Genomic DNA, 20,726 nt, shown 5'->3' on the forward strand with positions numbered 1-20,726 from the left:
GGTCGCGTGCGAACGAAACGCCGTCTAGTGGCGCTTGTTGTTGATGGCCAGGCGGATACTGCAGGCGGCGCCGCCCCAGGTGACGCCCAGGCCGATGCACAGCATGATGATGGCGGATGTGGTCATGGTGCCTCCTTAGTTTTGACGCACGAAGCCGTAGGCGGCTTCGCGGCGGCTCAGGGCCAGTCCGAGGACGAAGGCCACGGGCAGCAGGGACCAGCCGAGCAGGGCCAGGTCGGGTTGCGCGTAGCCGCCGTAGGGGGTGCCCAGGTCGGTGATGATGTTCATGACGAAGGTGTAGCCGAGCACGGCCACGGTGACGAGCTTGAGGCAGAGCCGCCAGGCGGTGCCGACCTTGAAGTCGGAGACCGCGTTGACGTGCGCGTTCAGGTCGTCCAGTCCGACGATGTAGCTCATCAGCAGGATCTCGGCCAGGGCCAGGCCCAGGATGCAGAGATTGTTGACGAAGTGGTCGACGATGTCGAGGATGAGCAGTCCGCCGCCGGTGGTGAAGATCACGGTCATGAGGAAGCCGAAGCCGCAGACCAGGGTGGCGGTCCGTTTGCGGCTGATGCCGAACTTGTCGATGAAGGACGAGCTGACGGCCTCGACGATGGAGATGTGCGAGCTGACCCCGGCCATGGTCAGGCAGAGAAAGAACAAGGTGCCCACAAAGGCGGGCGCGGGCATGGTGTTGATGGCCGCCGGGATGGTGATGAAGGCCAGCCCCACGCCCGCTCCGGCCACGTCGGACACGTCCTGTCCCGTGGCGTGGGCCATGTTGCCCAGCACCGAGAAGATCATGATGCCCGCGAGCAGGGAGAAACCGCAGTTGATGAACACGGTCATGGCCGCGTTGTTGTTGATGTCCGAGTCCTCGGGCAGGTAGCTGGAGTAGGCCAGCATGATGGAGAAGCCGATGGACAGGGAGAAGAATATCTGGCCGTAGGCGTCGGCCCAGACCGTGAAGTCGGCCAGCTTGGAGAAGTCGGGGTGGAACAGGTAGTTCAGGCCGGTCATGGCCCCGGGCAGGTTGACCACGCGGGCGATGAGCACCAGGACCAGGACGAAGAGCAGCGGGATGAGAATCTTGCAGGCCCGTTCGATGCCCTTGCGCACGCCCGAGGTGATGGCCAGCCAGGTGATGCCCCAGGCCAGGGTGCAGGCGGCCAGGATGGGCCAGCGGATACCGCCCAGGGCCAGCGGCGATTTGCTCAGGCCCAGGTAGTCGCCGAAGAAGAAGGCCTTGGGATCGGCGCCCCAGGACTGGTTCAGGGCGAACCCGGTGTAGTTGATGGTCCAGCCGATGACGGCCACGTAGTAGATGGAGATGACCAGGGCGACGATGACCTGCATCCAGCCGAGCCACTCCCATTTCTCGCCCAGGGCGCGGAAGACCTTGGGCGCGGAGCCCCGGTACTTCTGGCCCATGCCGAATTCGAGGATCATGAAGGGAATGCCTGCGGTCAGCAGGGCGAAGATGTACGGGATGAGAAAAGCGCCGCCGCCGTTCTCGTAGGCCATGTACGGGAAGCGCCAGATGTTCCCCAGCCCGATGGCGGACCCGACCGCGGCCAGGACAAAGCCTGCGCGGGAGCCCCATTGTTCTCGTTGAGCCATATTTCACCTGCGGTTTTTTAAACGTGGGCCGCGCGGTCCTGGCGCGGCTTCCGTTCGGGCCGGAGGGACGGCGCGCCCCTGTGCCCGGGAGCGGAAAAAGAGAACGGGACCCCTTTCGGGCGCCCCTTCCCTTAGTCCGCGAACGGATTTTTAAAAAGCGAGATGTCTGTATGACAAATTTTACGGGATGTCCACTTTTGGGGCCGGATTATGCCGGGTAAAATTCGATTTTCCGGGGGAATCCGTGAAGTTTTTATGTGTTTTTTCGATAAATCGCCGAAAAAACGACGTTTGACATTCCGCGTGCGCGGCAGGGGCTTCCTCCCGCGCACGCGGACCGGTCGGCTAGAAGGTCAGGATGGTGTAGCCCTTGTCCATGTAGGCGGCCATGGACGGGTGCCCGGACATGTCGTCGAGCAGGGGCAGGTTCGCGCCCTTGACCGCCTCGAGCACGCCGAGCTTGGACGAGCACGCCTTGCACGCGCCAGCGATGACCCCGGCCGCCCTGGCCTTCCGGTAGAGGGCGTGGAAGGGGTTCTCGGGTTTCTCCAGCTCGGGCACGAGGGTCACGGCCATGCCCTCGAAGACGATGATCGCCTCCTTGCCCTTTTCCTTCATGTCGAGCGCGTTGAGCAGGACGTGCACGAAGCACATCAGTTCGCCGTTGAATGCGTAGAGACAGTACATGATCGCTCCTTGGTGTTGTCGGACCCTGGAAAGGACAGGCCTACCGACCGTATCCGGAGGGCCGCTTCGGCGTCAATCGGGGGGGGCGAAGGCCGGCGAAAACACCGCCCCGAGGAGCGGGCAAGGGGCTACTTGGCGTGGTGGGCCATGAGAAATTCGGAGTACCGGGCGTCGGACCGGCCCATGTGCTCGGTGGTCCAGTCGCGAAGGAAGACGTAGACCGACAGGTCCAGGTTGGCGGGGTCATCCCGGTACCGGGCGATGTAGTGGAGGACCCGGTCGGTCAGGGCCTTGTGCTCGGCCTGGTGTTCGGCCAGGAGATCCTCGGGATAGCCGTACTTGCGCAGCAGCCCTTCCTCGTGGGTGAAGTGGTAGACGGCGTAGTCGGCCAGGTCGTTCAGGACGCCCTCAAGGGCCGTTTCCCCGGTCTCGTCCATGATGGCCAGGAAAAGCCGGTTGGTCAGGGCCATCAGCCGCTTGTGCTGATCGTCTATGGAGGGGACGCCCACCGAGTTGGATTCGTGCCATTCAATTCCGTGCATATGCGCCTCCATAGCCGATTTTTCGCTTTTGCGAAAGGCGGTTATCGACCGTTCAGCATCTCCCTGAGCCGCTCTACCCGCTTGCGGTTGACCCCGAAATCCGAGTAGCCGACCCGTGACGCGGAGCGCACCTCGACGCGTCCTGTCCCCCGGTCGTACAGGCATTCCAGGTCGTCCCGGAACCGCCACAACCGGCTGGTGAACACGGCGTGCAGGTAGTTGCCGCGCACCTCAGCCACCTTCCCGCCCTCCATGGACCCGACGACCTCGGCCAGCCGGGCCATGGCCTCGTCCACCGGCCCGCTCGCGGCCAGGGGCGCGACCCGTCGGTCCGGATTCCCGGCCTCGGACGACACGCAATTGTCGGCGTCCGGGCAGTCCATGAGCCGTCCGTCCACCGGGCCAAGCCGGTCCGGGGGCCGGGCGGACAGGCGCGAGAGCCCGAACAGGGCGGCCAGGAGAGCCGCGGCGAGGATGAGGAGGTACTTCATTACCTACAAGATAGGTCTGAAACGGGTCGGATGGCAAGCCTCCGGCCCACGGAAAACCGTATCCGCCGCATCAGGGAGAACCAAAGACGCCGCCGCCATTGATTCCGGTTCCGGATGCGGTCACAATGACGGGCAGAGATTGTTTGCCCGCTTGAGCGTAGGAGGAGCACATGGGTGTTTTTGAAGAGGATGGCTATGAGAACGCAACCTTTGCCCGCGTGGAATGGCGGGGCGATCTGGAAGGCGTGGAATTCTACAACTGTCTGTTTGAGCACTCGTCGTTCCAGTCCTGCCGGCTGAGGGGCTGCAGCTTTGACAACTGCACCTTTGTCCAGTCCAACCTATCCCTTGTCGAAATCATGAATACCTCCTTTCTGGACGCGCGGTTTTCGGAATGCAAGATGATCGGGGTCGCCTGGAGCGCGGTGGGCGGGTTTCTGTCCGCGATCTACGACAGGTGCAACCTGAACAACAATATTTTCTCCGACATGAATCTGACCAAGTTCAACTTCACATCGTGCTCGCTGGAAGAAGCGTCCTTCCAGCATACGAAATTGCGGTATGCCGTCTTTGACGATTGTGATTTGGCCCGGTGCCGGTTCTCCCAAGTGGATTTGAGCTTTGCCGATTTCACGACGTCCAGGAACTATTTTATCAATGCCGAGCGCAATACGCTGCACAAGACCCGGTTCTCATTGCCGGAGGCCGTTTCGTTGCTGGAGAATCTGGACATCGTGATCCGTTAGGGCGATGCGGGGAATGCCCCCCCCCGCCAAGGTACGAAAAAGGCCCCGGACATTGTCCGGGGCCGGGGATTGCCTGATCGCGGCCTTCCGAAGAACTTCGGAGGACCGTCGTGGCGAGGGTTCGATTGTCGTCTATCTGACCACGATCAGTTCGTATTCCCTGGTGCCCAGCCCGATCTTCTCGGCGTGGTCCAGGCAGGTCTTCCACTCGGATTCCGGCCTGGAGTTGGTGAAGTGGTCGTGGTGGTCGACGAAACCCTTCTTGGCCAGGTTCTTCGCGAGCTGGCTGCCGGGGAGCGGCTCGGCCTTCATGCAGGCGTCCACGCAGGCCTGGTCCAGGGCCAGGGGATCGAAGGACGCGAACATGCCCAGGTTGGGCAGGATGGGCACGTCGTTTTCGCCGTGACAGTCGCAGTTGGGGGAGACGTCCACGATCAGGGAGATGTGGAACTGCGGGCGGCCGTCCACCACGGCCTTGGTGTACTCGGCCATCTTCCGGTTGAGGTCGCAGATGGCGGAGTCCAGGCCGAAGGCGATCGCATCGAAGTTGCAGGCCCCAAGGCACCGGCCGCAGCCCACGCAGTTGTCGTGATTGATGCGGGACTTTTTGGCTTCCTCGTCGAAATGCAGGGCGTCGTTGGCGCATTCCTTGATGCACGCCTTGCAGCCGACACACTTCTTCTCGTCGATGTCGGGCTTGCCGCCGCTGTGCTGCTCGGTCTTGCCCGCGCGCGAGCCGCAGCCCATGCCGATGTTCTTGATGGTGCCGCCGAAGCCGGTCATCTCGTGGCCCTTGAAGTGGGTCAGGCTGATGAACACGTCGGCGTCCATGACGGCCCGGCCGATCTTGGCCTTCTTGATGTATTCGCCGCCCTCGACGGGCACTTCGACGTCGTCGGTGCCCTTGAGGCCGTCGCCGATCAGGATGGGGCAGCCCACGGTCAGGGGCGTGAAGCCGTTTTCCCAGGCGCATTCCAGATGCTCCAGGGCGTTCTTCCGCTTGCCGGGATACATGGTGTTGCAGTCGGTCAGGAAGGGCCTGCCGCCCAGCTCCTTGACCACGTCGGCCACGGCCTTGGCATAGTTGGGCCGCAGGTAGCTGATGTTCCCGAGCTCACCGAAATGCATCTTGATGGCGGCAAACCGGCCTTTCATGTCGATTTCACCGATCCCGGCCTTCTTGATCATCTTCTTGAGCTTGGCGGGCAGCCCGTCGCCGAAGGCCTTGGTGTGAAAATTGGTGAAGTAGACTTTTGCTTTTTCCATGGTTCCCTCAAACTTTTCAAGGTTTGCGTATTCAAGACAACACTCGGCGTGAGCCCGGACAGGGCCCAGTCGATCCCATTTCCGGTGGCGGGGCGTCCCGTTGCCGCAGCCGTCACGGCGAACGAGGCTTTCATTGAGACCGTCTTAGTACCTCTTTTTGAAGAAGAGAAAAAGCTCCGATCCTCCGCGAAACTTGCCGGATTCTCCGAGAGCCCTTCCATCCAGGGTGCCGGACGCTGGTCGGAAGGTTCGGTGTGAATGTGTCCGTTTTGAGCCCGTGCGGTCAAGCCGGAGACGGAAAAGGCCCCGGACGATGTCCGGGGCCTGAATCGGCTGGTCGGAGTGGAGGGATTTGAACCCCCGGCATCCTGCTCCCAAAGCAGGCGCGCTACCAGTCTGCGCCACACTCCGTCAGGTGGCTGAGGATTCCCCCTGGCTGGGTTGCCGCGAAGGATTCAGACACTTGCGTATTGAGATACGCGGCTGGTCCTGAATCCTTCCTGCGCCTTGCCAGGCGAAATCCTCGATCTCCTGGCCAGGCTCGCAGCCATGGGCTGCTCGCGCGAGGGTGTGCATACCTACTGAAAAAGCGGGCTGTTTGCAAGCCGGTCAGCCGAGGTCCACGCCGTGGATGATCCGGCCGCAGGCCTGGCATTTGCCGTCGCGCAGGCCCTGGACGCGGGCCGAGAAGCCGGTCCGGTTGATCAGCTCGCGGCCACAGCCGGGACAGACCGTGTCCTGTCTGTTGGAGCCGGGCATGTTCCCGATGTACACGTACTCGAGCCCCTTGGCCTTGCCCATGGCGTAGGCCGTCTCCAGCGAGTCGCCGGACGTGGGCGGGGCGTCGGTCATCTGGTAGTCGGGGTGGAACCGGGAGATGTGCCACGGCGTGTCCGTCCCGATCTCGTCGGCCAGGAAGTCGGTCAGCCGGTCCAGTTCCTCGGGCGAATCGTTCTTGCCCGGGATGAGCAGGGTGGTCACTTCGAGCCACCACTTGAGTTCGTGCTTGATGCGCCTCAGGTTGTCCAGCACCGGCCCGAGCCGGGCCCCGGAGACGTCCTTGTAGAATTCCTCGGTGAAGCACTTGAGGTCCACGTTGATGGCGTCGATGTCGGACCCGAGCGCATCCAGGCACTCGCGGCTCATGAACCCGTTGGAGACCATGATGTTCTTGAGCCCCGCCCCGTGGGCGAGCCTGGCCGTGTCCTGCATCAGTTCGAAGAAGATGGTCGGCTCGGAGTAGGTGTAGGAGATGGACGCGGCGTCCAGGCGCACGGCCTCGGCCACCAGCTCCTCGGGCGTGGCCGCCTGGCCCCGGATGGGCGCGCCCGTGCGCGGCGGCTGGGACAGGGACCAGTTCTGGCAGAAGGTGCAGGCCAGGTTGCAGCCCATGGTGGCGAAGGAAAAGGTCATGGAACCCGGCTGGAAGTGGTAGAGCGGCTTCTTCTCCACCGGGTCGAGGTTGACGGCCGCCACCTTGCCGTAGTTCAGGGAATACAGGGTGCCGTTGCGGTTTTCGCGTACCCCGCACTGGCCGCGTTCGTCCGGCTCGATCATGCAGTAATGGTTGCACAGGCGGCATTGGACGATGCCGTCCTTGAGCGGTTTCCAGAGTCTTGCTTCGATCATGACGTCGATCCTCCCGGGGCGTTTATTCCAGAAGGGCCGGGCCGCAACGCGGCCCCGGTCATTCCTGCGTGCTCGTGGTGGTGGTCGTCGAGGTGGTGGTGTTGCCCACGCCGTCCGTGGTCGTGGTCTTGGAGGTGGTGGACTTCGAGTTCGGCCAGGACACGTCCGGGTCCACGGCGATGATCACCTTGTCGTACCAGTCCACCTCTTCCTTCTTGGGCTGGTGCGAGTCGATGGTCGAGTTGCCCGCCGCGTTGGTGCCGAAGGTGGTCACCGGCGCCTCGCCCTCCACGGGCCGGGTGCCGAAGCTCTCGTCCTGGCGGTTCTTGGCCGTGTCCTCGTTCTTGAACTTGTTCTGGGCCAGGCCCATGGTCGGCGTCAAAAGGGCAACGGCCAGGACCAGGACGGCTATGACGCTGAAATGGCGCATGGTTTCCTCCTAGGCATTGCGATACTGCCACATTCCTATATTATAGGTATCGCATACGGGCTTGGCAATGCAAATGGCGGGCCGCGCACTTGTTGCTTGAACTTGGTCCGCCTTCCATCTATAAGCGACCAAAGCCAACCAGGAGAGACCCATGAGCGACAGCGCCAAGCGATCCCAGGCATACACCGAAGCCGGTGTGGACATCGAGGCGGGCAACGAATTCGTCCGTCGAATCAAGGACATGGTCAAGTCCACCTTCACGCCCGGCGTGGCCACGGACATCGGCGGCTTCGGCGGCCTGTTCAAGCCCGAGATTTCCGGCATGGAGGCCCCCATGCTGGTGGCCGGGACCGACGGCGTGGGCACCAAGCTCAAGCTCGCCTTCCTGTTCGACCGTCACGACACCGTGGGCATCGACCTGGTGGCCATGTCGGTCAACGACGTGCTCGTCCAGGGCGCGGCCCCGCTCTTCTTCCTCGACTATTTCGCCACCGGCAAGCTCGAACCCGGCGTGGCCGCCCAGGTGGTTTCCGGCGTGTGCGAGGGCTGCCGCCAGTCCGCCTGCGCCCTGCTCGGCGGCGAGACCGCCGAGATGCCCGGTTTCTACCCGGACGGCGAATACGACCTGTCCGGCTTCGCCGTGGGCATGGTCGACACCCCCAAGCTGGTCTCCGGCAAGGACATCGCCCCCGGCGACGTGCTCATCGGCCTGGCCTCCTCGGGCGTGCACTCCAACGGCTGGTCCCTGGTGCGCAAGCTCCTGGCCGAATCCGGCCTGGACCATGACGACACCTTCCCCGGCACGGACAAGACCGTGGCCGACGTGCTCATCGAGCCCACCAAGATCTACGTCAAGCCGGTCCTCGAACTGCTCGCCGCCCTGCCCGTCAAGGGCATGGTCCACGTCACCGGCGGCGGGTTTTACGACAACGTGCCCCGCGTCCTGCCCGACGGCGTGGCCGCCTCGGTCCAGTTCGGCTCCTGGCCCATGCTCCCGGTCTTCGACTGGATCAAGGCGCAGGGCGACCTGTCCTGGCCCGAAATGCTCCAGATATTCAACTGCTCCATCGGCTACATCCTCATCGTCGCCCCGGAACACGCCGACGAGGCCCTGGAACGGCTCGACGCCCGCGACGACGTCGAGGCCTTCCGCATCGGCGAAATCACCAGGCGCCAGGAAGCCGCCGAACAGGTCGAGGTCCTTTTCCCGTAGACAGACCGCATCCCCAAGACGAAAAGGCCCCTGCCGCGCACATGCGCCGCAGGGGCTTTCTTCTTTGCCAGCCGAGGGAACCGCCCCCGGAATTCCGCAAGGCGGTTTACCTGGCCGGTGCGCTGGGGTAACTATCGTGTAAACCGGGCATGCGCCGATCCGGAACGCGCCGTTTGACCTGGAGCTTATTGCCGCACAGCGAGGTTTTCACATGACCACAAAGTCCTCCCCCCACCAGGCGGCTTCGCCGAAGCCGAGGCACACCTGCCACATCTGTGGACAGAGCAAGGCGAACATGATCCCCGCCTCGACCATCCGCCCCTCCATATTCGCCGAGATCGCCGAAGAACGGCCGGACTTCACGCCGTCCAGCTACATCTGCACGGACGACCTGAACCACTTCCGGTTCAAGTACGTGGAAGACATCATGCGCTCGGAAAAGGGCGAGTTGAGCGAGCTGGACCAGGAGGTGCTGCAGAGCCTGGAACGGCATGAACTGCTCTCCAGCAACCCGGAAGAGGAGCTGGACCGGACGCGCACCACGGGCGAGCGGCTGGCCGACATGATCGCCGATTTCGGCGGCAGCTGGAAGTTCATCATTATTTTCTTCGCGTTCATCCTCATATGGGTGCTCGTGAACACGCTGCTGCTCGTCTTCCGGCCCTTCGACCCGTACCCCTTCATCCTGCTCAACCTGATGCTCTCGCTGCTGGCCGCCATCCAGGCCCCGATCATCATGATGAGCCAGAACCGCCAGGAGGACAAGGACCGGGCCCGGGCCGAAAACGACTACAAGGTCAACCTCAAGGCCGAACTGGAAATCCGCCACCTGCACGAAAAACTCGACCACCTCATCTCCAACCAGTGGGAACGGCTCCTGGATATCCAGCAACTGCAAATGGACCTGATGACCGAAATCATGGCCTCCCGACCCCGCAAGGACACGCACAAGTAGCCGGGGTGAAGATGCCTCCGGTGGCCGGGGGAAGGGGAACCCTTTGAGAAAAGGGTTCCCCTCTCCCCTTCCCCCGGACCCCCATCCCCTCTTCCCTCCTAAACTTTTTGGTGCCGCTTCGCGGAGTGCGGAGACGGTTGTTGGGATAGCCTGACCAAAGGAGGCTTGCCTCGATGGCGCACGGCCTGCCGGAGGCGCACGTCTTTGGGGATTTGGACAACAGGTCGGCGGAAACGACCAGCGAATGATGGACGAATATAAAATATACCGTCTGGGGGTAATTTTTCAACCATTGGACGGCGTCGCCCTCCGGCCAGAACAAATATAAAAACATGACAGGACGTTGTGGTACAAAAGGTACGCCCATGCCACTGCAATAAAATATACGTAGCAGTAATTGACTTTGAACTCATTATTTAATATACAATATATAGGCGGATACTAGCTGCTCTCTGCGAGGATGGTAACTCCTTGTTGGTGCAGGGATTTCAAAAAGGATGGTTTAAAAAGGAGGGATTAGCCATGTCTGTTTCACAACGAGATGTTACAATTGTTACAGCGCTTGTCCTGGCCGTCGGCCTGATGGTGTCATCCCCGGCAAGAGCCAGCTTTATTGTTGATACCGGTCATTCAAGCTCCACTTCGGTTAGCGGGCTGGTTTTAGAGGCGTACAGAGTGTACGGTTTTGAGCCCAACCTCACGATTACTCCGTCCAATTCATGGGTTGCGGCCGAGTTTACGCTTGATGCGCAATACGTCATCACGGATGTACTGGGTTGGATGGGCCGCGATCGCCGTCCTGAATACAACCTGTTCAGTCTTAAGATCTATGGTGACGGCGGTGACGTTCCCAATGCAACGGAATACCTTTCCGGCGACTTTACCGTCGGCTATCAGGAACTGGCCTGGAACGGCCTGACCGGGCTTGATCTTACCTTGGATGCCGGTACGTACTGGGTCGCCTTTGAGGTCCCGGGACAGATTCTCATAGACAACGTCCTTACCGCCAACCTCTCCCGCGCCGTAATGCCCACCCGTGCTCCCGATCCACTCGGGAACGATGCCTGGCTGTACAAGGGGGAGTGGCTTCCGGACTCCGGAGACAACCTCGACTTCGGCGTTCGTATTCTGGGGGACACTCCGTCCATTGCTCCCGTTCCCGAGCCGGGAACGATGATGCTGCTCGGAATGGGCTTCATGGGTCTTGTGGGATTTACGAGAAGAAAGAGATAAAAGTACCAGTCGATTCGGATTCAAGGCAGGGCTATTGCAATAGCCCTGCCCTTTTTTTTGCTATTATGCTTCGTACAGGTATTGCCTGCTGGCCAATTTAGCTCGTCGCTGGGCTTTCCCGATACGGCGAGGAATTGGGAATGCCGAGAAAGAAGCTGGATGGGGGCACGCACGGCTCTGCCGAAGGCACACAAAAAGTTTTGAAGGGGAGTCCAGAGGGGAAACTTTTTCAAAAGTTTTCCCCTCTGGCCGATCGCTGCTGTCCTCATCCGTAAGGCTCGAAGACTCGCCAACGGCTGAGGCCCGGAGGCATTCTTCTACCTACCCGAGGTACGGGTTGAAATAGCCGTAGTCGATCCAGGGGAGGGCTTTCTTGAGTCGTTTCTTGAAGTTGTTGAAGCCCATGGACGGGGAGTGGCCGAAGGGTTCCATGAGGCGGAGGTAGAGTTCGGGGTCGAGGTTGAGGTTACGCAGCTGGATGAAGTCGTAGCGGCAGGTCTCGCCCAACTCGACCAGGGCGTCGAACTCCTCTTCGGTGTCGGTGATGCCGGGGAAGAAGAGCAGGTTCAGGGACACGAACAGGCCGACGTCGTGGGCCTTGCAGATGGTCTCGCGCACGTCGTCGAAGGTGTAGGTCCTGGGCCGGTAGTAGGCCTCGTAGGGGCCCTTGCGCGCGGAGTTGAGGCTGACCCTGATGGAGTTGACCCCGGCGATCTTGAGCGCGGGCATGGTCTGGTTGCGCGAGCCGTTGGTGTTGACGTTGACCGTGCCGGTGCCGCCCTCGTGGCGGTACTGGGCGACCGCCTCGCAGATCAGCTCGGCCTCGAGCAGGGGCTCGCCCTCGCAGCCCTGGCCGAAGGAGAAAATGGGGCGGCGTTCGCGCGACTCGTGGCGGCGCATGATCTGGACGATCTCGTCCGGGGTGGGCCGAAACGAGATGCGGCACTGCGGGGAGGGGAACCCGGAGTCCTCGGGCTGGTAGGAGATGCAGCCCACGCACTCGGCGTTGCACACCTGGGAGGTGGGCAGGGGGCACTCGAACCGGCCGAGCGCCAGGTTCTTGGCCGCCGGGCATCCGCTGGTCAGGGCGCAGCCCGCCAGGTGGTTGACCAGCCGGTTCTCGGGCATCTCGGAGAGCAGCTCGTGCGCGCCCGCCTCGATGCGGTCGGGCGGGATGTGGGTGAAGACCTGGCGCTTGTCCTCGTCCACCTGCTTGGCGCAGACCCAGAACTTGCCGTTGGCGTAGCCGATGGCGGCGTAGGAGAGCAGGGGCAGGGTCGGGGCGTCGTCGTCGGATTCATAGGCCACGACGCCGGTGACCGTGTGGCCGGGGCAGGCGAAGGCGGCCACGGCCAGCTCCTCCATGACCTCGGCCCGTCCGTCCTCCTGGCTGTAGCCCATGGCGTGGCGGCCGGGCAGCATGAAGAACTCGGATTCGTCGGGCAGGGGCATGATCTCGTCGGGCCGGGGCAGGCCGAACTCGTCGCCCCGCCGGACCATCAGGAGCAGGTCGGGATGGTCGTAGATTTCCCCTTCGGGGGAGGCGAAGAGCATGCGCGGCTGCGGTTTTTTCTTGGATGGCATAGTGAAGGTACTCTAGGGCCAAATGCGTGGCCGGGCAAGAATTGAATGGGATTTTTCCCCTGATCGGGGCCGGGGGACGTGTTTCGGGAAATGATCGGCGCGTTCCCAACGTGAAAAGGCCGGCACCATGCGGTACCGGCCTGTGTGGGCTGGGTATCCCAGTCTCGGCTTAACGCTTGGAGAACTGGAAGGAGGCGCGGGCGCCGCGCAGACCGTACTTTTTGCGCTCTTTCTTACGAGCGTCGCGGGTCAGGAGACCGGCGGGCTTGAGCACGGCGCGAAGTTCCGGGTCCAGGGCGCAGAGGGCGCGGGAGATGCCGTGGCGCAGGGCCTCGGCCTGTCCGGACACGCCGCCGCCGGAGCAGTTGGCCTTGATGTCGAAGCGTTCGAGCATCTTGACCAGCTTCAGGGGCTGCTGCACGACCATCTGCAGGGTCTTGCGGGGGAAATAGTCCTCGAAGGGACGGCCGTTGACGGTGATCTGCCCGGTGCCGGCGTACAGCCGGGTGCGGGAGATCGCATTCTTACGTTTGCCAGTGGCGTAGGTGAAATCGCTCATGATAATCCCCGATTAGAAATCCAGAGTTTTGGGAGCCTGGGCCGCGTGCGGGTGCTCGGGACCGGCGTAGACCTTCAGCTTCTTCAGCTGCTGGGCGGCCAGCTTGTTCTTTGGCAGCATGCCCTTGACCGCGGCGGTGATGACGTTCTCAGGCTTGATGTCCAGCATCTGGCGGAGGGTTTTTTCCTTGAGGCCGCCGGGATGGTTGGTGTGCTTGTAGTACATCTTGGCGTCCATCTTCTGGCCGGTGACTTTGATCTTCTCGGCGTTGATGACCACCACGAAGTCGCCCATGTCCATGTGGGGGGCGAACTCAGGCTTGTGCTTGCCGCGCAGACGGGTAGTGATCTCGGTGGCCAGGCGGCCCAGGATCTTGTCCGTGGCGTCGACGACGTACCATTCGCGGTTCGCGTCTTCCGGCTTCGGGCTATATGTCTTCATAAAAATGCTCCTTGCAAATTCTCAAGAAGGGGACCTTTACGGGCATTGCGCCCGCCTGTCAACCCAATTCAACTATATAAGAGTGGTCACGCGATCAGGCCGCCGGACCCGGGAGAACGGGGTTGTAACGGGTGTTCTCCTAAGCCGGTGTACAGACCGGGAGAGAGTTCTTACCTGAAATGGAAGCGGGCCACAAGCATTTTGTTTACGTAAACCCGATCGTCGCGCAACCCGTCATTCGCCATGTATATATGAAATACCGCGCCGCAGGCGCATGACGGGGATGCAAGGGGTACAGCCCCTTGCCCGCCGGAGGCGAAATCACCCGACAAATCCGCCGAAGGCGGTATCAATACCCTCTTAAAAAAAGCCCCCGAGCGGAAAAACGCCGGGGGCTTATTTGTCGGTATATGCGTGCGTCCCGGTTACGCGGCGACCAGCTCCCTGAGCTTGGCGAGCGCCTTCTGGATGCCCGCCGGGTTGGAGCCGCCCGCGCGGGCCAGGTCCGGGCGTCCGCCGCCCCCGCCGCCGACTTCGCCGGCCACGGGCTTGATCAGGTCGCCGGCCTTGAACTTGCCGTGCAGGTCCTTGGTCACGGACAGGGCCACCGAGACCTTGCCGTCGTCGTGCGGGGCTATCAGGCAGACGATGCCGGACGGCAGCTTGGAGCGCAGGGCGTCCATCTGCTCGAGCATGACGCCCATGTTCGGGGCCTCCAGCTCCACGGCCAACACCTTGACGCCGTTTATCTCCTCGACCTCGCTCATCATGTCGCGGCCCGCGCCGGAGGCGAGCTTGGCCTGGAGCGACTTCATCTCCTTGTGCATGTCCTTGACCTGCTGCTGGAGGTCCTTGACCTTGCCGGGCAGGTCGGCGGGCTGGGCCTTGAGCATGGCCCCGGCCTCGGCGGCCGCTTCGCGGCGCTCGTTCAGCCAGGCCACGGCGTTGTGGCCGGTGGCGGCCTCGATGCGCCGGATGCCAGCGGCCACGCCGGACTCGGAGGTGATCACGAAGGACCCGGCGATGCCGGTGTTGTCCAGGTGGGTGCCGCCGCAGAATTCCATGGACACGCCGGGCACCTCGATGACCGAGACCGTGTCGCCGTACTTCTCGCCGAACAGGGCGGTGGCGCCCTTGGCCTGGGCGGCCTCGATGGACATGACCTCGCGGGTCACGGGGATGGCGTCGAAGATGGCCTGGTTGACCAGCTCCTCGACCTCGGCGATCTCCTCAGGGGAGAGGCCCTTGATATGCGTGAAATCGAAGCGCAGCCGGTCCGGGCCGACCAGGGATCCCGCCTGCTTGGCGTGGTCGCCGAGCACCTTCTGCAGGGCGGCGTGGAGCAGGTGGGTGGTGGTGTGGTTGCGCATGGTGGCCAGCCGCTGGGAGCGGTCCACGTTCAGGAACGCCGGTGCGCCGGGCTTGAGCACGCCCTCGGTGACGTTGATCTTGTGCGCGGTCAGGTTTTTGGACGGCTTGACCGTGTCGAGCACGTCCGCCTTGCCGCCCGTGGCTGCGATGGCCCCGGTGTCGCCCACCTGGCCGCCGGACTCGCCGTAGAACGGGGTGACCTTGGCCACCAGCCAGCCGGATTCGCCTTCCCTGAGCTCGTCCACGACCTCGCCCTCGGGGGTCAGGACGTAGGCGATCTCGGACTGGTCGGCCATGGTCTCGTAGCCGGAGAACTCGGAGGTGACGTCCTGTTCGAGCAGGGTCTGGAAGATGGAGGCCACGTCCTTTTCGCCCGAGCCCTTCCAGGCGGCCTTGGAGCGCTGTTTCTGCTCCTGCATGAATTTGTCGAACTCGGTCTCGTCCACGCCCATGCCGTGCTGTTCGGCGATGTCGCGGACGATGTCGATGGGGAAGCCGTAGGTGTCGTAGAGCTTGAAGGTGGTCTCGCCGGGCACGATGGCGGTGTTGGCGGCCTTGAGTTCGGCCAGCTCGGCTTCGAGCATGTCGAGTCCCTTGTCCAGGGTCTTGGCGAAGGATTCCTCCTCGCCCCTGACCACCTCGACCATGAAGTCGCGGGTCTCCTCCAGCTCCTTGTAGTGGCCGCCCATGTCGTCGATGACCTTGGAGGCGGTCTTCCACAGGAAGGAGCCCTCCAGGCCCATGAGCTTGCCGAAGCGGTAGGCGCGGCGGATCAGGCGGCGCAGGATGTAGCCCCGGCCCTCGTTGGACGGGAGCACCTGGTCCGGGATCAGGAAGGCGATGGCCCGCGAATGGTCGGCGATGACCTGCAGGGCGGTGTCGACCTCCTCGCTCTCGCGGTATTTCACGCCCGCCAGGTCGGCGGTGTACTTGATGATGGATTGGAACAGGTCGGTCTCGTAGTTGGAGTGCACGCCCTGGGCCACGGCGGCGATGCGCTCCAGCCCCATGCCGGTGTCGATGGACGGCCTGGGCAGGCTGGTGCGGGTGCCGTCCTCGGCCTGGTCGTACTGCATGAAGACCAGGTTCCAGATCTCCAGGTAGCGGTCGCAGTCGCACTTGCCGATGCCGCAGTCGGGGCCGCAGCCCACTTCCTCGCCCTGGTCGTAGTGGACCTCGGAGCAGGGGCCGCACGGGCCGGTGTCGCCCATGGACCAGAAGTTGTCCTTTTCGCCAAGGCGGTAGATGCGCTCGGCCGGGACCTCGGCCACCCGCTGCCACAGCTCGCCCGCCTCGTCGTCATCCTTGTAGATGGTGATGTACAGGCGGTCCTTGTCGAGCCCCAACTCCTCGGTCAGGAATTCCCAGCAGAACCGGATGGCGTCTTCCTTGAAGTAGTCGCCGAAGGAGAAGTTGCCGAGCATCTCGAAAAAGGTGTGGTGGCGGGCGGTGCGGCCCACGTTTTCCAGGTCGTTGTGCTTGCCGCCCACGCGCAGGCACTTCTGGGCCGTGGTGGCGCGGATGTAGTCGCGCTTTTCCTGGCCCAGGAAGAGCTTCTTGAACTGGACCATGCCCGCGTTGGTGAAGAGCAGGCTCGGGTCGTCCTTGGGCGTCAGCGGAGAGGACTCCACAATGGTGTGTCCGTTTCTCTCGAAGTACTCAAGGAAGCGTTGGCGTATTTCATTGGCTTTCATCGTGTTGTTGTTCTCCAGGGAAAGGTATTACCGATATAAGAGCGCCCCGGGGCTTGCGGCCCGGGGCGCTCGTTACGGGCTGAAAGTCGGTCTATTCGCCTGCGTCGGGCGCCGGTGCGGCTTTTTCCTCGGGCACGTCGCGGTACCCGAGGTGGGTCATCAGGGCCTCTTCGATGGAATGGGCCAGGTCCGGGTTGTCCTGGAGCAGGGCGCGGACGTTCTCCTTGCCCTGGCCCAGCTTCTCGGACCCGTAGGCGAACCAGGAGCCGGATTTCTCGATGATGCCGTTCTCCACGCCCATGTCGATGATTTCGCCCGTGCGGGAGATGCCCTCGCCGTAGAGGACGTCCACCTCGGCCTGCCTGAAGGGCGGGGCGACCTTGTTCTTGACCACCTTGATGCGGGCGCGGATGCCGTAGGCCTCTTCCTTGTCCTTGAGGGTCTGGATGCGGCGGATGTCCAGCCGACAGGAGGCGTAGAACTTGAGTGCGTTGCCGCCCGAGGTGGTCTCGGGGTTGCCGTAGCCGGTCATGCCGATCTTCATGCGGATCTGGTTGATGAAGATGACCACGCAGTTGGACTTGTGGATGGTGCCGGTCAGCTTGCGCAGGGCGTGGGACATGAGCCGGGCCTGTCCGCCCACCTGGGTCTCGCCCATCTGGCCTTCGAGCTCGGACTGCGGGATGAGCGCGGCCACCGAGTCGATGACGATGACGTCCAGCGCGCCGGAGCGGACCAGCAGGTCGGCGATCTCCAGCGCCTGTTCGCCGTAGTCGGGCTGGGAGATGAGCAGGTCGTCGGTGTGCACGCCCAGCCGCTTGGCGTAGCCGGGGTCCAGCGCGTGCTCGGCGTCAACGAAGGCCGCCGCGCCGCCCGCCTTCTGGGCCTGGGCGATGATGTGCAGGGCCAGGGTGGTCTTGCCCGAGGATTCGGGGCCGAAGATCTCGATGACCCGGCCGCGCGGTACGCCGCCGATGCCCAGGGCGATGTCCAGACCGATGGAACCGGTGGGGATAGCGGGAATGGTATGGGACGCCTCGCCGTCCAGGCGCATGATCGAGCCTTTGCCGAACTTGCGTTCAATGGTGGTCAGGGCGGTGCCCAGCGCTTCCTTGCGCAGGGCTTCGGGGTCAACGGCTTTACGGGCCATGGGATCTCCTCCGGAATTTACGGGCGGCAACAAACGAGCAACACGTTCAGATACCAGATACGCCCTTCGCGGGCAACACCCATATATATGGGGAAAAAGGACTGGACGTGCAGGCGGTTGCACCATCACGGCCGGGCTCCGGACGTCCGGATCGCCCCGGATATAACGGGGTTGCGGATCGGTGTGGGCCTGGGTATGTCTGATGCCGGGCACAATCCGGGAGGCACGGTGAGGAACGGAATCACACGATTGGGCGGGCTGTTGCTCGCGGCGGCGCTGGCGGTCTGCCTGGCGGCTGGGGACGCCCGCGCCGGGGGGTCGGTCTGCGAGGTGGCCGCGTACCTGCTGCCGCCCTCGTCCTACCAGGACGAAAACGGCGTCCTGCGCGGCGAGACCGTGGACAGTTTCACGCGGGTCCTGACCGCCATGGGATACACGCCCAGGTTCAAGGTCCTGCCTTTCCGGCGCTGCCTGGACGCCATGCGGGAAGGGACCGTGGCCATGATGCTCCCGTGCGTGGTCAACGTGGAGCGGCAGGCCTTCATGCGCTTTTCCGATCCCGTGGAGTACATGCACACCGTGCTCTGGAAAAAGGGCCGCGACACCGCCGGGTGCTGGAAGAACCTGGACGACCTGGCGGGTCTTCGCATCGGGGTTCTCGGGGGGTACTATTACGGGCCCAAGTGGCAGGAAGCCCTGGCCACCGGGACATTCCGGGTGGAGAACAGCATCGGCAGGACCCCCACCCGGTCCAATTTCCGGAAGCTCCAGGAGGGGCGCGTGGACATGGTCGCCACCGATCTCCGGCTCGGGCTGTATCTGCAGAAGCAGGACGCCCCCCTGTTCGACGACCTGGTCGCGTGCCCGGGCCAGATCGGAGACAGCACCCCCCTGTGCGCCCCGGTCTCCCTCAAGTATTTCAAGGATCACGGTCTCTCTCCCGAGGAGTTCCTGGGCCGCTTCAACGCCCAGCTCCGCAAGCATCCCGCCCCCTAGCCCCGCACTGCGGGGTTGCCCTCGGCCCCGATCTCACATAAGTGACCCCTCCATGGCGGAACGAAACACATACGACGCATTGGCGCTGCTGTCCGGCGGCCTGGATTCCATCCTGGCCGTACGCACGATCATGGACCAGGGGCTGACCGTCCTGGGGCTGCACTTTGTCACGCCCTTTTTCGGCAAACCCCATCTCATCCCGTTCTGGCGGGACCACTACGGCATCGAGGCCGTGGAAGTCGACATCCGGCAGGAGTACGTGGACATGCTCCTGGACGGCCCGTCCCAGGGGTTCGGCAAGTGGCTCAACCCGTGCATCGACTGCAAGATCATCATGCTCGAGCACGCCCACGCGCTGATGAAGGAGTACGGGGCGAAGTTCCTCGTCTCCGGCGAGGTGGTCGGCCAGCGACCCATGAGCCAGCGCGAGGACGCGCTCAACCTGATCACCAAGCGGGCCGAGGTGCGCGACGTGCTCCTGCGCCCCCTGTGCGCGAAGAACCTGCCGCCCACGCCCATGGAGGCGTCCGGGCTGGTGGACCGGGAGCGGCTGCTCGACTGGGCCGGGCGCGGCCGCAAGCCGCAGTACGCCCTGGCCGAGCACTACGGGTTCACCGAGATCCCCACCCCGGCGGGCGGCTGCTGCCTGACCGAGATCCAGGGCTCGGCCCGGTTCGTCAGGCTGCTGACCCACCGCGACCGCCCGACCCCGAACGATTTCACCCTGGCCCGCACCGGGCGGCAGGTCTGGTCCTGCGCGCACTGGCTGGCCTTCGGCCGGACCGGCGAGGACAACGACCAGCTCGCGGCCTGCGCCGAACCGGGCGACTACGTGTTCAAGCTTGCCGACTTCCCCGGCCCCCTGGCCATCGGCAGGCCGCTTCAGGGCGACTGGGACCCAGAGGTGATCCGGGACGCCGCCGCGCTGATCAGCTCCTACTCGGGCAAGGCGCGCAAGCGGTTCGAGGCCTCGAACGAGCCCATCCGGGTGACCGTCCGCCGCCTGGGCAGGACCGAGACCGTGGCCGTGATCCCGGCCCGCGAAACCACGCTCAAGTGGGCCGAGCCCGCCCCGGAATCGGTCCGCGCATGGAAGAAGGAACGCGCCCAGGCTTAGCTTGCGCCCGCCTGCGCCATCCCTTACAGTCCGCCAATGTTCATAGACATCGTCTCCTTCAGCGCGTCCGCGCTGCTGCTCTGGTTCGGGGCCAACTGGATCGTCGCCTCGGCCTCGCTCATCGCCCGCCGGTACAACGTGTCCGAGCTGGTCATCGGCCTGACCATCGTGGCCCTGGGCACCTCGGCGCCCGAGTTCCTGGTGACCGTCAACGCGGCCTTCCGGGGGCAGAACGACCTCTCCCTGTCCAACGTGGTCGGGTCCAACATCTTCAATCTCGGCTTCATCCTGGGGCTCATGGCCCTGATCAAGCCGCTCGTCTCCAACCGGACCATTGTCTACCGCGACGGGCTGCTCCTGTTCCTGACCACGGCGGGCATCCTGGCCGTGTCCTTCACCGGGACGCTGGGGCGCGCCTTCGGAGCGTGCCTCGTGGCCCTGCTCATCGGCTACCTGGTCTACCTGGGCGTGAAGCGCGAGGCCGTGGGCGAGGAGGAGTTGGAGGAGACCCGGGGCAAGACGGCCACCTGGCGCGACGGAGTCTGGCTCGCGGCCGGGTTCGTGGCCATCGCCGCGGGCGGGGACCTGATGGTCTCGGCGGCCACGTCCATCGCCACCCGGCTCGGGGTGTCCTCCTGGGTCATCGGCGTGACCATCGTGGCGGCGGGCACCTCCCTGCCCGAACTGGTCACCTGCCTGGCGGCCTCCGTCCGGGGCAAGAACGAGATGCTGCTCGGCAACCTCATCGGCTCGGATTTCTTCAACTTCGCGGGCGTGCTCGGGCTGACCTGCCTGCTCAAGCCGCTGCCGGTCTCGCCCGAGGCTTCGTCCGGCCTGATCGTCCTAGTGGGCATGGTCGGCCTGGTCCTGATCCTGCTGCGCACGGGCTGGAAGGTCCGCCGCTGGGAAGGGGCCCTGCTCATCGCCATCAACATGGTCCGCTGGGCCCACGACTTCATGCACTAGGCCGGGCGGCCGAAATCGCATCCCATACCCGTCGCG

20 protein-coding genes and 1 tRNA gene are annotated in these 20,726 nt (G+C 63.7%); 7 read left to right on the forward strand and 14 right to left on the reverse strand.

Annotated elements, in window-relative coordinates:
• Positions 1-24 precede the first annotated feature (24 nt).
• The 5 genes from AB6M95_RS07745 to AB6M95_RS07765 form a co-directional block, all read right to left on the reverse strand.
• Positions 25-126 carry a MetS family NSS transporter small subunit gene (locus tag AB6M95_RS07745; protein WP_371386161.1) on the reverse strand — a complete coding sequence of 34 codons (102 nt, stop codon included), beginning with the start codon at positions 124-126 and terminating at the stop codon, positions 25-27.
• 9 nt (positions 127-135) lie between these two features.
• On the reverse strand, positions 136-1,620 hold the full coding sequence (locus AB6M95_RS07750) for a sodium-dependent transporter (protein ID WP_371386162.1): 1,485 nt from the start codon (positions 1,618-1,620) through the stop codon (positions 136-138).
• Positions 1,621-1,965: 345 nt separating this feature from the next.
• Positions 1,966-2,307, reverse strand: coding sequence for a DsrE family protein (locus AB6M95_RS07755; RefSeq protein WP_371386163.1), 342 nt, complete (start codon positions 2,305-2,307; stop codon positions 1,966-1,968).
• 128 nt (positions 2,308-2,435) lie between these two features.
• Complete coding sequence (locus tag AB6M95_RS07760) at positions 2,436-2,849, reverse strand: bacteriohemerythrin (RefSeq protein WP_371386164.1); 414 nt, start codon at positions 2,847-2,849, stop codon at positions 2,436-2,438.
• Positions 2,850-2,890: 41 nt separating this feature from the next.
• Positions 2,891-3,340 carry a DUF1499 domain-containing protein gene (locus AB6M95_RS07765; protein WP_371386165.1) on the reverse strand — a complete coding sequence of 150 codons (450 nt, stop codon included), beginning with the start codon at positions 3,338-3,340 and terminating at the stop codon, positions 2,891-2,893.
• Positions 3,341-3,510: 170 nt separating this feature from the next.
• Between AB6M95_RS07765 and AB6M95_RS07770 the strand changes: the two genes are divergently transcribed.
• Positions 3,511-4,086, forward strand: coding sequence for a pentapeptide repeat-containing protein (locus AB6M95_RS07770; RefSeq protein WP_371386166.1), 576 nt, complete (start codon positions 3,511-3,513; stop codon positions 4,084-4,086).
• Between the two features lie 132 nt (positions 4,087-4,218).
• Here the strand turns inward: AB6M95_RS07770 and AB6M95_RS07775 are convergent, their stop codons facing one another.
• From AB6M95_RS07775 to AB6M95_RS07790, 4 genes are all read right to left on the reverse strand, one after another.
• Positions 4,219-5,352, reverse strand: coding sequence for a DUF362 domain-containing protein (locus AB6M95_RS07775; protein WP_371386167.1), 1,134 nt, complete (start codon positions 5,350-5,352; stop codon positions 4,219-4,221).
• A 334-nt stretch (positions 5,353-5,686) separates the two neighbouring features.
• Positions 5,687-5,763: transfer RNA gene (locus AB6M95_RS07780), tRNA-Pro, on the reverse strand.
• 198 nt (positions 5,764-5,961) lie between these two features.
• Entirely contained in the window at positions 5,962-6,981 is a 1,020-nt protein-coding gene (gene amrS / locus AB6M95_RS07785) for an AmmeMemoRadiSam system radical SAM enzyme (protein WP_371386168.1), read from the reverse strand.
• A gap of 58 nt (positions 6,982-7,039) precedes the next feature.
• The gene (locus tag AB6M95_RS07790) at positions 7,040-7,411 is read right to left on the reverse strand and encodes a hypothetical protein (protein WP_371386169.1); all 372 of its coding nucleotides are present in this window, start codon (positions 7,409-7,411) and stop codon (positions 7,040-7,042) included.
• Between the two features lie 151 nt (positions 7,412-7,562).
• Here AB6M95_RS07790 and purM point away from each other — a divergent pair, with 151 nt between their 5' ends.
• The 3 genes from purM (at position 7,563) to AB6M95_RS07805 (ending at position 10,812) form a co-directional block, all read left to right on the forward strand.
• On the forward strand, positions 7,563-8,624 hold the full coding sequence (gene purM / locus AB6M95_RS07795; RefSeq protein WP_371386170.1) for a phosphoribosylformylglycinamidine cyclo-ligase: 1,062 nt from the start codon (positions 7,563-7,565) through the stop codon (positions 8,622-8,624).
• Positions 8,625-8,835: 211 nt separating this feature from the next.
• Positions 8,836-9,579: a DUF1003 domain-containing protein gene (locus AB6M95_RS07800; protein ID WP_371386171.1), complete on the forward strand. Its 744-nt coding sequence runs from the start codon at positions 8,836-8,838 to the stop codon at positions 9,577-9,579.
• A 522-nt stretch (positions 9,580-10,101) separates the two neighbouring features.
• A complete protein-coding gene (locus AB6M95_RS07805) occupies positions 10,102-10,812 on the forward strand; it encodes a PEP-CTERM sorting domain-containing protein (RefSeq protein ID WP_371386172.1) in 711 nt (236 codons plus the stop codon).
• A 321-nt stretch (positions 10,813-11,133) separates the two neighbouring features.
• Here AB6M95_RS07805 and AB6M95_RS07810 read toward each other — a convergent pair whose 3' ends face one another.
• The 5 genes from AB6M95_RS07810 to recA form a co-directional block, all read right to left on the reverse strand.
• Complete coding sequence (locus tag AB6M95_RS07810) at positions 11,134-12,396, reverse strand: radical SAM family protein (RefSeq protein WP_371386173.1); 1,263 nt, start codon at positions 12,394-12,396, stop codon at positions 11,134-11,136.
• A 169-nt stretch (positions 12,397-12,565) separates the two neighbouring features.
• Positions 12,566-12,955 (reverse strand): 30S ribosomal protein S9, encoded by a 390-nt coding sequence (rpsI, locus tag AB6M95_RS07815; RefSeq protein ID WP_371386174.1) that lies wholly within the window; start codon positions 12,953-12,955, stop codon positions 12,566-12,568.
• A gap of 12 nt (positions 12,956-12,967) precedes the next feature.
• A complete protein-coding gene (rplM, locus tag AB6M95_RS07820; protein ID WP_071544788.1) occupies positions 12,968-13,396 on the reverse strand; it encodes a 50S ribosomal protein L13 in 429 nt (142 codons plus the stop codon).
• Between the two features lie 425 nt (positions 13,397-13,821).
• The gene (gene alaS, locus AB6M95_RS07825; RefSeq protein ID WP_371386175.1) at positions 13,822-16,461 is read right to left on the reverse strand and encodes an alanine--tRNA ligase; all 2,640 of its coding nucleotides are present in this window, start codon (positions 16,459-16,461) and stop codon (positions 13,822-13,824) included.
• Between the two features lie 91 nt (positions 16,462-16,552).
• Positions 16,553-17,611, reverse strand: coding sequence for a recombinase RecA (recA, locus tag AB6M95_RS07830; RefSeq protein WP_371386176.1), 1,059 nt, complete (start codon positions 17,609-17,611; stop codon positions 16,553-16,555).
• Between the two features lie 228 nt (positions 17,612-17,839).
• Between recA and AB6M95_RS07835 the strand changes: the two genes are divergently transcribed.
• From AB6M95_RS07835 to AB6M95_RS07845, 3 genes are read left to right on the forward strand one after another with little or no spacing between them, the layout of a single operon-like run.
• Positions 17,840-18,607 carry a substrate-binding periplasmic protein gene (locus AB6M95_RS07835; protein WP_371386177.1) on the forward strand — a complete coding sequence of 256 codons (768 nt, stop codon included), beginning with the start codon at positions 17,840-17,842 and terminating at the stop codon, positions 18,605-18,607.
• A gap of 52 nt (positions 18,608-18,659) precedes the next feature.
• The gene (locus AB6M95_RS07840; RefSeq protein ID WP_371386178.1) at positions 18,660-19,724 is read left to right on the forward strand and encodes a tRNA(5-methylaminomethyl-2-thiouridylate) methyltransferase; all 1,065 of its coding nucleotides are present in this window, start codon (positions 18,660-18,662) and stop codon (positions 19,722-19,724) included.
• Between the two features lie 36 nt (positions 19,725-19,760).
• On the forward strand, positions 19,761-20,690 hold the full coding sequence (locus AB6M95_RS07845; RefSeq protein ID WP_371386179.1) for a calcium/sodium antiporter: 930 nt from the start codon (positions 19,761-19,763) through the stop codon (positions 20,688-20,690).
• The last annotated feature ends 36 nt before the right edge of the window (positions 20,691-20,726 follow it).

The sequence above is a fragment of the Pseudodesulfovibrio karagichevae genome, from assembly GCF_041414475.1.
Taxonomy (GTDB): Bacteria; Desulfobacterota; Desulfovibrionia; order Desulfovibrionales; family Desulfovibrionaceae; genus Pseudodesulfovibrio; species Pseudodesulfovibrio karagichevae.